The 12014-nt window shown below is 58.3% G+C and carries 8 protein-coding genes and 4 pseudogenes; 9 read left to right on the top strand and 3 right to left on the bottom strand.

The window, feature by feature from the left end; translation table 11 throughout:
* Nucleotides 1-5: 5 nt before the first annotated feature.
* Nucleotides 6-557 (bottom strand): hypothetical protein, encoded by a 552-nt coding sequence (locus tag BA011_RS32965; protein WP_065284170.1) that lies wholly within the window; start codon nucleotides 555-557, stop codon nucleotides 6-8.
* Between the two features lie 272 nt (nucleotides 558-829).
* Between BA011_RS32965 and BA011_RS44590 the strand changes: the two genes are divergently transcribed.
* The 4 genes from BA011_RS44590 (at nucleotide 830) to BA011_RS32950 (ending at nucleotide 7109) form a co-directional block, all read left to right on the top strand.
* Entirely contained in the window at nucleotides 830-1003 is a 174-nt protein-coding gene (locus BA011_RS44590; RefSeq protein ID WP_167377043.1) for a hypothetical protein, read from the top strand.
* Between the two features lie 403 nt (nucleotides 1004-1406).
* Nucleotides 1407-2117, top strand: a complete 711-nt coding sequence (locus BA011_RS32960) for a hypothetical protein (RefSeq protein ID WP_237352807.1) — start codon at nucleotides 1407-1409, stop codon at nucleotides 2115-2117.
* A 3-nt stretch (nucleotides 2118-2120) separates the two neighbouring features.
* Nucleotides 2121-4055, top strand: coding sequence for a flagellar biosynthesis protein FlhA (locus BA011_RS32955; RefSeq protein ID WP_065283972.1), 1935 nt, complete (start codon nucleotides 2121-2123; stop codon nucleotides 4053-4055).
* A 63-nt stretch (nucleotides 4056-4118) separates the two neighbouring features.
* Entirely contained in the window at nucleotides 4119-7109 is a 2991-nt protein-coding gene (locus BA011_RS32950; RefSeq protein WP_237352806.1) for a hypothetical protein, read from the top strand.
* A 248-nt stretch (nucleotides 7110-7357) separates the two neighbouring features.
* Here BA011_RS32950 and BA011_RS32945 read toward each other — a convergent pair.
* A pseudogene (locus tag BA011_RS32945) lies at nucleotides 7358-8013 on the bottom strand (IS6 family transposase).
* A gap of 87 nt (nucleotides 8014-8100) precedes the next feature.
* Here BA011_RS32945 and BA011_RS32940 point away from each other — a divergent pair.
* Nucleotides 8101-9081, top strand: a complete 981-nt coding sequence (locus tag BA011_RS32940; protein WP_065284169.1) for an IS5 family transposase — start codon at nucleotides 8101-8103, stop codon at nucleotides 9079-9081.
* Nucleotides 9082-9099: 18 nt separating this feature from the next.
* Here BA011_RS32940 and BA011_RS32935 read toward each other — a convergent pair.
* A pseudogene (locus tag BA011_RS32935) lies at nucleotides 9100-10048 on the bottom strand (IS5 family transposase).
* Between the two features lie 76 nt (nucleotides 10049-10124).
* Between BA011_RS32935 and BA011_RS32930 the strand changes: the two are divergent.
* The 4 genes and pseudogenes from BA011_RS32930 to BA011_RS32925 form a co-directional block, all read left to right on the top strand.
* A pseudogene (locus BA011_RS32930) lies at nucleotides 10125-10487 on the top strand (DDE-type integrase/transposase/recombinase); the annotation flags it as partial.
* 42 nt (nucleotides 10488-10529) lie between these two features.
* Nucleotides 10530-10655 (top strand): hypothetical protein, encoded by a 126-nt coding sequence (locus tag BA011_RS46165; RefSeq protein WP_257785327.1) that lies wholly within the window; start codon nucleotides 10530-10532, stop codon nucleotides 10653-10655.
* Nucleotides 10656-10790: 135 nt separating this feature from the next.
* A pseudogene (locus BA011_RS42935) lies at nucleotides 10791-10940 on the top strand (IS6 family transposase); the annotation flags it as partial.
* A gap of 72 nt (nucleotides 10941-11012) precedes the next feature.
* The gene (locus BA011_RS32925) at nucleotides 11013-11993 is read left to right on the top strand and encodes an IS5 family transposase (protein WP_065284169.1); all 981 of its coding nucleotides are present in this window, start codon (nucleotides 11013-11015) and stop codon (nucleotides 11991-11993) included.
* The last annotated feature ends 21 nt before the right edge of the window (nucleotides 11994-12014 follow it).

Below are 12014 nucleotides of genomic sequence, written 5' to 3'. Positions count from 1 at the left end.
TTAGATCAGTTCGCCGCGGCAGGAGGCGTGATCATTTCCACATGGCCGCTTTTGATCACCTCCACCGTTTCGACGGTTGATCGGTTCACCACCATTTCCACCGCGGAGACGAAAGCGGTGGGGCCGCGCACGATGACAAGGTCGCTGGCCGGATCATATCGGATGGCGTCTTCGGGGTAGAGCGGAAAGAGCGCGTCTATGGCGCTCCGTGTCACTCTCCAGCCTCGCCTTTTCTGCTCCAGGATCACAGTCGTGATGTCGTTCTTGGGGGCGATGATGACCCGGATCCCATCAAAAGCGACGAACAGATTGCTGACACGGCCGAGCGCCTCAAATGCGGCCACGCCCTCTTCCTTCACCGACCAGTTTTCTACCTGGCCGGTTAATTTGCCTGTAGTCGTAACCGGTATTCCGGACATGAAGGACAAGGTATCCACAACGTCAGCCACCGGCTGGGACACGACATTAAGGCGGACGTCTTTCCCGCTGGCGGCTGCCTGCACAGTCAAAGGCGCCAGCAGGATGAGAAGGGTAATCGATGACACGCGCAACTTCATCTCCATAATCTCCAATCTTTTTCGGCTTATCCCCTAGCATCCTCTCCATAACATCACAGCTCGCGATTGCCTATTTTTAATATACAGTTGGCATAATTCTGCGGCATAATCGACATATCCAAATAATACTCAGTTTATTCAACAATATCTGAATATCCGTATTACGATAATCATATCCACAATGCGATCTAACGGAATTTTAACAACTATATCTTGATTATTACATTATTTTCGGCAATTCTGCACTCGCTTAACCGCAAAGGAGACCAGCAATGGCTACTACCACTACCAGCAGCAGCTCCACTCTGGGTGCTGGCATCAACTCCGCTATCGCGAGCTTCAAGTCCGCTCAGAACGAAGCAACGGCTCAGAGCTTGCAGGTCGCGACCGAGATCACCAAGATCAACGGCGTTGCCAACGCCATCAAGAAAATCGGCCCGGCCTGATGCTTTCGGCGAAGCCGGCCATTGTCGGCTTCGCCTCTCTTTCTGGTTGCCGGGCAGTTCACGGCACCACGCCTTTCCCTCATCACAGTGATAGTCTGACGGCTCGGATTGGCCGGAAAGGCGTCGGAAACAGAAACCGCCGTTGAAGATCATGCGCACGGTTCCATCTCCATCATCCGTCACTTCACGCCAGACAACGGGCGGCAACAACCCGCCGACCTTGCGCATTGCGCGTGCCGGGCGAGCATCCGTCCATAACCTTGGCCCGGGGACATACACCGTCGGCGGTGGCCCGACCTGTGACTTCGTCATTCTGGGCTGCGATCCGGAACCGGCGCTTCGCCTGCATGTTTCCGATGAGGCAAAGCGGATGGCTGCAACTATCGAAGCACTACGCGACGGCGTGGCCATCGGCGATTCTATCCTGCATCGCGGCGAGCGCGTTTCCATCGGCTCCAGCGAAACCATCCACTTTGCGGACGTCGAGTGCCACATCGAGAACCTCTCTGCGTATCCGCCTGTCCGACAGCCCTTGACCTTCCGCAGAATGGCGGCCGCCTGCCTTCTGATACTCGCCGCTCCCCTCCTGTACATCGGCTTCGGTCCGGACCGGGAGCCGGCGCGCGACATCCAGACGGCACAAATCAAAACGGTTGCCCCGCAGCCAACCGCCAGTTCGATCACGGAAGAGCTGGGCGAGGCTATGCGACTGGCCGGCCTAAAGCTCGGTGCGAAACTCGCGAACAACGGGAATGAGATCCGTATCGGCGAAGGCTCCAAGCCGCTCGACATTGCCAGCAAGACACAATTGGACGGCATTCTCGCCGCCATCTCGCGCCGCAGCCCCGTTCCTGTCGTCGACATGACGACGCTCTCGTCTGGCCTGGCCGGCTTCGTCGCCGCCGCCGGCTATGCACCTGTCAAATTCGTCGTTGGCAATGACGGTCGACGTTACCGTGAGGGGGAAACGGTATCCGGCGACTGGCGTATCAAGGAGATACGTCCTGGGGAAATGGTGGTCGCCCGTGGCAAGGAAACGGACACGATCAGCTTCGATCCCGCGCCGGACAAGAAATTGCGGCTGGCGCGCACAGCAGGCGACGGAGGAGCGTAATCCATGATCCGCCTCCTGCCGCCATTCGCAGCCATCGCCAAACGGACCGACATCCTGTTTGCGGGATTTTTCGCCGTCATCGTCGCCATGATGGTGCTGCCGATGCCGACGGCGCTGATCGATGCGATGATTGCCTTGAATCTCGCCTTTGCCTTCGTTGTCCTGGTAACGACCATCTACCTGCGCACCGTGCTCGACATTTCGACCTTTCCGGCCGTCATCCTGATCGGAACCCTGGTTCGTCTCGCCTTAACGATTTCCACAACCCGGCTGGTGCTTGCCGAGGGCGATGCCGGCGAGATCATTTCCGCATTCGGTTCCTTCGTCGTTGCCGGCAATGTCGTCGTCGGCCTCATCATGTTTCTAATCATCGCCTTGGTTCAGTTCATCGTCGTGACCAAGGGCGCTGAAAGAATTGCCGAAGTCGGCGCCCGCTTCACGCTCGACGCCATGCCCGGCAAGCAGCTTGCCATCGACAGCGACCTGCGCAGCGGCCATATCACCGGCGAAGCCGCCCAGAAGCGGCGCTCGCAGCTGGAACGGGAAAGCCAGTTCTTCGGCGCCATGGACGGCGCCATGCGGTTCGTCAAGGGCGACGCCATTGCCGGACTGGTGATCGTCGCCGTCAATCTCCTCGGCGGCCTGACGATCGGTATCTTCCAGCGTGGATTGAGCTTTTCCGAGGCCGCCCACCTCTATTCGCTGCTGTCCATCGGCGACGGTCTCGTGTCCCAGATCCCGTCAATGCTGATGGCGGTTGCCGCCGGCACGGTGGTCACCCGCGTCAGCGCCGACGAAAGCAGCAATCTCGGCAGCGAAATTGGCCGCCAGTTGGTGAAGGAGCCCCGCGCCCTCGGCATTGCCGCTGCAATCACGCTGGCAGCCGGCCTCATCCCTGGCTTTCCGACCACCATCCTCTGGCCGATCGGCATCGGTCTGGCGACACTGGCGCTTGTCCTCGTCCGCAAGCGCAGACCCCAATCCCCCGCAATCGACGCCGCAAATGGTTTGGCTCATCAGCAGAACGGCACAGCGACAGCCGCCCTCGATCGCGCCAAATATGGCGACCCCATCGTCGCGACGCTCTCGGCGGCCACGATGTCCCGGCTCGAGACCGATAATCTCGGCGGCCATCTCGATGCGCGCATCCGCGTTGCGGCCCGCGCGGTGGGCGTCGCCATCACCGTGCCGACCTTCAACGCCGACCCCCGCATAGGGGAGGACATGATCCATATCCAGGTCGAGAATGTGCCGGCTGGGCTCATATCCTGCAAGGCTGATCGTCCGGCGGAGCTGATCGCCCAGGATATCGTTCGCATTGTCCGGCGCCATACCGGCTCGATTTTCAGCGTCGATGATGCAACGCAGTGGCTTGCGGGCCTTGAGCCAAGACTGGGCAAGCTCGCCATCGACGTTCGTACCCAGGTTTCACCGATGCTGCTGGTTGCGGTCATTCGGCGCCTGCTCGATTCCGGCGTCACGTTATCGCAGCCGCGCGGCCTTCTGGAGACAATGCTCAAGATCGAGCCGCACGAGCAGGATCCGGACAAATTGGCCGAGAAGGCGCGATGGGCTCTGTCGCGGCAGATCGCCTTCGGTCTTCTCGATCAGCGGGGACTGCTGCCCGTGCTGTCGCTTTCACCGGAATGGGAACGCTTCGTCCGATCTTACGGCGACGCCTCGGACAAGACGGAAAAGGAAGAGATCAGCGAAAAGCTGCGCCGATTGGCGAACGAAACCAAGGACGCCCTGGTGGATGCCAATGAGCGCGGCTTCGATCCGGTCGTCGTCATGCCGGGCGAACTGCGCTTCCTGACGCAAGCATTGATGATCCGGCACAATTGCCGCGTGCCGGTCGTCGCAATCGAAGAAATAGACCACGACATCACCTCCGATGTCGTGGGCATGGTCGGAGTGCAGCAAGAAAACGCTGCGTAGTAACAAGCCCAATCAGGCTGAAACTGAACACAGTCGCGACATGTACCAGAGGGGAACAGACATATGGTGGATTCCGTCAATAACTCGACCTATCCGGACTTCCTGCAACACGACATGTCGAAAACCGGCGAGCTCCAGAACGACGCAACGAAGCGCCTTGTCGACGAATACAAGAATGCGGACCGCAGCTTCGAAAGCATCGATGTAGCGAAGAACCCATCGAAATATACGGCCGAGCAGAAGCTGATCATGTTCCTCGATCTCCTGCAGTCGAAGGCCAACTACAACGGTTACACCGATGCGGTCGGCCAGTACTATTCCTGGTATGGAGCCGATGCCAACACGACGGCCGGCGTCATGCTTCGCACGCACAAGGAAATTAAAGCCGATTACGACCGGGCGATTTCCTCGCTGGAAGCCGATACCGATGTTCAAGCGCTTCTCAACAAGCGCTTGTTCCAGGAAATCAGGGAGATGTTCGCGGAAGGCAAGAATCCCGAGGCCTATGCCGCCTTCAAGGATCATTTCGCGGCGAATGTCGTCAGCGGAAAAATGCTGACGGTTGGGCTGGCTGCTGGCGAACCGCTGCAGGAGGTCCTCAACAACTACTCGTCAGCCCTCTATTTCTATACCCAGGTTCTGTCCGATGCGGACTTCAAGAGCATGGCTTCTGAAGCCGACAAGAACTACTCTGATTTCCTTCAAACAAATCTCCTGGACGGTTCCGACCCGACGGGCGCGCTTGATGGCCTGGCGGCAAACACCGGAGGGAATACCGGCGCGCTTGATAAGCTCCCCGGCTTCGGCAGCATCCTCCCGGTGGTTGCCGATAGCGGGCTTGCCACCACAGTCTTCGGCGACGGCCTTTATGACAAGAACTTGATGCAGGCATTATCGGGCCAAACCGAGCTGTTCAGACCAACGGTAGAGCTGCTCGCCAATCAGATGTACGGCGACAACAAGGTGGCAGCGGACGCCTTCACCGCAAAGGTGATGGAGCTTCTCCCCGCAGGATGGGACCAAATGGCCAACGGCATGTCGACGCTCGGTTTTTATGGACTTTCTGACCGGCTTCTCCAGAAAATCGAGGTTCCCGCCGGCGTCAATGCAACGGACTACAAGACCGGCATCCGGGAAGCGGTTGGTGCCCTTATTCAGGGCGGCGCGCTCGTCTCCCAGGCCCAGCCGACAGACATCGCACAGCCGCTGGTGGTTCGGGATGCCGATGGTAATTTCATCCGCCAGTCCGGCCTCAACACCTATAGCAAGGACGAGATTTCGGCGATGATCGCGGCCGCGACCGGCCTCGCTGGCCGATCGCGCGCCGATACCAGCTCTCGTAGCGACGAGAGCCGATATGATTCCGATCCGGCCAATACGGCTACGATCGACAACAATATGTTCGGCACGGAAAACCACGCGTGGGATAGCGCGGTGAGCGGTGCTTTTGCCTTCAAGGACGTCGAGACCGCCGCCTCCAAGTTGACGGACCTTGTCAACGCCCGCGCCCCGGATCTGACCGTCACCGCCCCGACGCCGGTCAGAAGTGGCTATGGTTTCGACAGCGTTTTGCCGACCATGGCCGATAACGGGCTTGCCACCACAGTCTTCGGCGACGGCCTTTATGACAAGAACTTGATGCAGGCATTATCGGGCCAAACCGAGCTGTTCAGACCAACGGTAGAGCTGCTCGCCAATCAGATGTACGGCGACAACAAGGTGGCAGCGGACGCCTTCACCGCAAAGGTGATGGAGCTTCTCCCCGCAGGATGGGACCAAATGGCCAACGGCATGTCGACGCTCGGTTTTTATGGACTTTCTGACCGGCTTCTCCAGAAAATCGAGGTTCCCGCCGGCGTCAATGCAACGGACTACAAGACCGGCATCCGGGAAGCGGTTGGTGCCCTTATTCAGGGCGGCGCGCTCGTCTCCCAGGCCCAGCCGACAGACATCGCACAGCCGCTGGTGGTTCGGGATGCCGATGGTAATTTCATCCGCCAGTCCGGCCTCAACACCTATAGCAAGGACGAGATTTCGGCGATGATCGCGGCCGCGACCGGCCTCGCTGGCCGATCGCGCGCCGATCGGGCCAATACGGCTACGATCGACAACAATATGTTCGGCAGTAAGGATAAGGCCTGGGACAAGGCCATGCTGGGAGCTTTCGCGACCAAGGATGTGGAAACGGCATCGACAAAACTCTCCGATTTCGTCGAGAATTATTCGGGAGAGTATGAAGTGACGCGGCCGAAGGTGGTGACCGCCCTGGATTCGACACAGCGGGCCGAAAACCTCGCCACCGTGCTACAGCCGACCATTTCGACGATGGCCCAGGAGTTGTTTGCGAACAATCTGCCGGCGCAGCAACAGTTCTCCATCAACATCATGTCGATCGTCACCTCTGTCTGGGGCATGGCCAAGCCGGGGGGAGACGTCTCCACACTCATGAAGGAGTTGCGGGAAAAGCTGGAGGTCGATGTCACGCCTCCGCCGGGCGTGGAGAAGAATAAATACTTCAACGCCCTGATGGACGGCGCCAACGCCCTCATCAACGGTACCGTGGTCGCCTATCGCTCGACAACCGGGCGCAATACCACGCCGGATGCGATCGCCGCGACGGTTCTCTATGGCACCTCCTTCGCCTCAAAGATTCTCAGTGGAACCGGCCACTTCCTGTCCACGGTGGGAGACGTCGGCAAACTGTTCGGCAATGGAGCCTCCTGGAACGCAAAGGCGTCCACCATGTTCGCCGCCGATACGCTCAAGATGGCGTCCAGCGCCTTGGGCGCCTTGATTGGCCTGAGCTGGATCGGCCTCGACATATTTTGGACGACTGGCGCCAAAAGAAGCGATCCCGACGCGCTCGAACCCTCGATGTATTCGATCGCGACCATCGCCGACAGCATTGTCGGTTTCGGCTCGGTCATCGGCGCGGTGTCCAAGGGGCTTCAATACGGTATTCCCGAACTTGCCAGCGCTCTGTCCTTCACGAGGACGTTCAGCACTGTCATGGGGGGGCCGGCTTCATTTCCAACGCGATCTGGCTCGCGATAACCGCCTATGCCGACATCAAGGAATCCCGTGAATTCGACAAGCTGACAAACCACATGAACGACGAAACGGAAAAGCTTCTCGACGATCCGATCCTCTTCAACGGCCCGCGTATTCCGGTGGGCGGTTGGCCGGACTGGTCTCCCTGGTGAGGAGACCTGCCGCATTATCGAGGACATGACGGCTGAAGCTCTCCCTCAGGCGATGTCACGTTGTTTGATCAACGGCCGAAAAGTCGCTTGTCGGTAAACTCAGGCAATTGCAGCGGTCACGGCTTTCCACTGCGCCATGGCGCGGATCCGATGAATATGGGTGGCTAGGGCTGAGTGTCTCTGGTGCGGCGCGACGAAAAGATTTCGGACTGCTGAAAAGACCGAGATGAAACGTTGCAAACCTCCGACGGATCGAAAGCCCTGCATCATCCGCTCTCGTTTTCGAAGCGGCACGTGAGAATTCTCTGCGCGATTGTTAAGGCCCTTGTGCGATCGATGTTCGACGCCGGGCATTACATCCCGTTTTGCCGCGCCGTATGAGCGCAGTTTGTCGGTGACGATGCGCTTCGGCGACAGACCTTGCTTCTTCAGCAGCCTGACCAGCAATCGCTTGGCAGCCTTGGTATCGCGGCGGGTCTGGACGATCTCGTCGAGAACGTAGCCGTCTTGGTCGACAGCACGCCACAGCCAATGTTTTCGGCCGCCTATGGAAATCACGACCTCGTCCAGATGCCAGATATTTTCCGCGACGGCTTCTTTCTAGGCAGCTGCTTGACGTAGGCTGCCCCGAATTTGCGGCCCCATCGCCGTATCGTTTCGTAAGAGACGACGATACCGCGCTCCAGCAACATTTCCTCGACCAGCCGCAGGCTCAACGGGAACCGGAAATACAGCCACACCGCACGGGCGATAATCTGTGGTGGAAAGCGGCGTTGTTGCGCGGATCACCCGGCGACTGATATTGGGCTTTGGTTTTCAGTCTCCTGATCGGGGTTTTGATGATGCCGCATAAGTTCAATGCCGACCGACGGGACAAGATAGCCAAGCAGAAGTTTAAGGTGACGAATTGGGCGGCCTATAATGAAAGCCTGCGTCAACGTGGTGATTTGACCGTGTGGGTGAGTGATGAGGCCCTTGCTTTATGGACGGCGCCGAGGCGGAGATCGCGGGGCGGTCAGCCGAAATACTCGGATCTGGCGATCACATTGTGCTTGACCCTACGCGTCGTCTACGGGCTGGCGCTACGCCAGACCCAAGGTCTGATGCGCAGCGTTGCGGCGCTGATGGAGTTCGATATTGCCGTGCCTGACTTCTCCACCCTGTCGCGCCGGAGCAAAGGGCTGGCGTTGCCGTCGACAAAGTCCGGAGCCAGAGCGTCCGGTCCTGTTTATCTGGTGGTCGATAGCACGGGGTTAAAAGTCTTCGGTGAGGGCGAGTGGCTGGAAAACAAGCACACAATCAAGGTGAAACGTAAAAGATGGCGCAAGCTTCACATTGGTCTTGATCTTGCTAGTGGTGAGATTGTCTGCGCGGATCTAACCACGGATGATGTTGGCGATCCGACCGCTTTGCCAGGTCTTCTGGATCAGATTGATGGCCCAGTTGCCAAGTTTATCGCTGATGGCGCCTATGACGGAGCGCCGACCCGTGATCTTCTGGAGACACGCTTCGGCGAGATCGTGGAGATCATTATCCCGCCTCCCAAGACAGCAGTTGAAAGTCCGCAATCGGCGTTCAATCCAACGGTACGGGACCGCCATATCGCCGAAATCGAAAACAAGGGCCGGATGGCTTGGCAGAAATCCACCGGCTATAACCAGCGCAGCCGGGTGGAGACCCAGATGGGTAGATGGAAGACGGTCATTGGGCCAAAACTCAAAGCGAGGAACTTCGACAATCAGAAAACAGAAGCCAAGATCGGCGTCCACGTTCTCAACCGGATGACTGAACTTGGCCGTCCAGAATTGCGGCGTGTTGTATGAAAAATCCCAAGGGTGGGGTTATCTCGTACAGAATCTGATCCCTGCAACACGTCCGATGCAACCGATGGCAACCTCGGTCTGTTGAGCCGGAAAGGAGCGGGCCCGCAGGCGCAATCCGATCAGCCCCTTGTATCGTCCGATGGCGGTTTCGATCAGCGCACGCTTGCCGTAGCCGGCGGCTGCCTGCCATTTCAGCCGACCGTCGCTTGCGATTGCGGCAATGTGCTTGTCCCTTTGACCAGGCGGTCCGGTATCACCGCTTTCCACCGCCGTGGAACGCGGTGGAATGACGATGTTCGCGGTTGCGCTGTGCTGCAGGATAGACCGATAGGTTGGTTTGCCGTCATAGGCTCCGTCGGCCGTGAACTGGTCGATCTCGCCGTCGATCTGATCGAGCAGCGGTGCCACCTGGGAAGGATCATCCGTTTTCTGGTCTGTCAGCCCATGGGCAATGATCGCGCCACTTTTGGCATCCACTGCCAGATGCAGCTTGCGCCAGGTGCGACGTGATCTGGCGCCATGTTTTTGCTCCAGCCACTGCCCGGCGCCGTAGACTTTCAATCCCGTGCTATCGACAAGCACATGCAGCGGGCCGTCCGGCAGCGGCGGGTTTCGTCGGGCTGATGGCTCCCACTTCTGTGCCCGACGGCTCAGCGTCGTATGATCTGGAACTGGGACTTTCAGCCCCATGAGATCCAGCAGCGAGTGGAGCAATCCCTCGGTCTGGCGCAGCCGCATTGCGAAGACGCAACCCAGCGTCAGCGCAGTCTCAATGGCGAGATCGGAATACTGGGCTTGGCCGCCGCGGGTCTTGCGTCGCGGAGAGCGCCATCCTGCCAGTGCCTCCGGCGTTACCCATAAGGTCAGGCTACCACGCCGGCGCAGACCTGCTTCGTAGTCACTTCGTCACCCTGAATTTCATCTTTCCGACGTGATGACGACGATCGGCGTTGTGTTTGTACGGCATGGCACTCGGATCAAACTGATTTCGATCCTGCCTGCCTATCGCCAAACCGTTGACAAAGGATCCATGCACCAACGCTAAAAGGGCAGCGAAGCGCGTGCTGGTGGCGTTAATGAAGCGCTATGGCTTTGCTCCCAAACGGATCATCACCGATAAGCTCCGCTCCTACGGTGCAGCAAAGGCGGAAGTGGCACCCGGCCTTGCCCATTGGTCGCACAAGGGCCTCAATAATCGGGCCGAGAACAGCCATCTGCCGTTTCGAAAACGGGAACGAACCATGCAAGGCCACCGATCCCCAGGCACGTTGCAACGGTTCGTCTCCATGCACTCAGCGACCCGCAATTGCTTTTCAGTTCCGTCCCGTCGCCGCGCCGCGCAAACAATTCGCTACCATCGGCTCGAAGCTTTCGATGCATGGAAAATTGCGGCCTGTGTCGCCTGAATATCCACGAGCCGCTGACCTTTCCAGCCAGAGAAACTTAACGTGACAACACCGCTGCTCTTATTCATCGCCGTAATTTTCCGGCAAATGCTGCTCGACCTCCATCGCGTCGTGCAACACGCGACCAATGCCGATGAGGTCGGCATGGGCAAATCGGAAAAGAAGTAGATGGCGCGGCTGACGAACTATGCCGCTCTCATGCCTTGCGCGTTCTCGGCTGTGCCGCAGATGGTAACTGCAAGGTATTGTCACGTTAACTGGGCTGCGGTTGCCTGTCTGACGGGTTGGGCGTAGATTTCGGCGATGCAGACACGAGACATCAGCTTCAAACGTCACCGTTTTCCGCCACGGATCGTTTCTCACGCGGTCTGGCTTTATTTGCGGTTCAACCTTAGTCTGCGTGAAGTTGAGGAAATGCTGCTCGAGCGTGGAATCGACGTGTCATACGAGACGGCGTTGTTGCGCGGATCACCCGGCGACTGATATTGGGCTTTGGTTTTCAGTCTCCTGATCGGGGTTTTGATGATGCCGCATAAGTTCAATGCCGACCGACGGGACAAGATAGCCAAGCAGAAGTTTAAGGTGACGAATTGGGCGGCCTATAATGAAAGCCTGCGTCAACGTGGTGATTTGACCGTGTGGGTGAGTGATGAGGCCCTTGCTTTATGGACGGCGCCGAGGCGGAGATCGCGGGGCGGTCAGCCGAAATACTCGGATCTGGCGATCACATTGTGCTTGACCCTACGCGTCGTCTACGGGCTGGCGCTACGCCAGACCCAAGGTCTGATGCGCAGCGTTGCGGCGCTGATGGAGTTCGATATTGCCGTGCCTGACTTCTCCACCCTGTCGCGCCGGAGCAAAGGGCTGGCGTTGCCGTCGACAAAGTCCGGAGCCAGAGCGTCCGGTCCTGTTTATCTGGTGGTCGATAGCACGGGGTTAAAAGTCTTCGGTGAGGGCGAGTGGCTGGAAAACAAGCACACAATCAAGGTGAAACGTAAAAGATGGCGCAAGCTTCACATTGGTCTTGATCTTGCTAGTGGTGAGATTGTCTGCGCGGATCTAACCACGGATGATGTTGGCGATCCGACCGCTTTGCCAGGTCTTCTGGATCAGATTGATGGCCCAGTTGCCAAGTTTATCGCTGATGGCGCCTATGACGGAGCGCCGACCCGTGATCTTCTGGAGACACGCTTCGGCGAGATCGTGGAGATCATTATCCCGCCTCCCAAGACAGCAGTTGAAAGTCCGCAATCGGCGTTCAATCCAACGGTACGGGACCGCCATATCGCCGAAATCGAAAACAAGGGCCGGATGGCTTGGCAGAAATCCACCGGCTATAACCAGCGCAGCCGGGTGGAGACCCAGATGGGTAGATGGAAGACGGTCATTGGGCCAAAACTCAAAGCGAGGAACTTCGACAATCAGAAAACAGAAGCCAAGATCGGCGTCCACGTTCTCAACCGGATGACTGAACTTGGCCGTCCAGAATTGCGGCGTGTTGTATGAAAAATCCCAAGGGTGGGGTTA

Origin of the sequence: Rhizobium leguminosarum, from assembly GCF_001679785.1 — a bacterium.
GTDB classification, from domain to species: domain Bacteria; phylum Pseudomonadota; class Alphaproteobacteria; order Rhizobiales; family Rhizobiaceae; genus Rhizobium; species Rhizobium leguminosarum_R.
Note: the sequence above shows the minus strand (reverse complement) of the source record. Positions and strands in the feature narration are given on the sequence as shown.

Bases quoted from the DNA above. Each gene is read 5' to 3' on its own strand.
- BA011_RS32965 (WP_065284170.1), bottom strand. From the start codon at position 557: ATGAAGTTGCGCGTGTCATCGATTACCCTTCTCATCCTGCTGGCGCCT.
- BA011_RS44590 (WP_167377043.1), top strand. From the start codon at position 830: ATGGCTACTACCACTACCAGCAGCAGCTCCACTCTGGGTGCTGGCATC.
- BA011_RS32955 (WP_065283972.1), top strand. From the start codon at position 2,121: ATGATCCGCCTCCTGCCGCCATTCGCAGCCATCGCCAAACGGACCGAC.
- BA011_RS32950 (WP_237352806.1), top strand. From the start codon at position 4,119: ATGGTGGATTCCGTCAATAACTCGACCTATCCGGACTTCCTGCAACAC.
- BA011_RS32940 (WP_065284169.1), top strand. From the start codon at position 8,101: ATGCCGCATAAGTTCAATGCCGACCGACGGGACAAGATAGCCAAGCAG.
- BA011_RS32925 (WP_065284169.1), top strand. From the start codon at position 11,013: ATGCCGCATAAGTTCAATGCCGACCGACGGGACAAGATAGCCAAGCAG.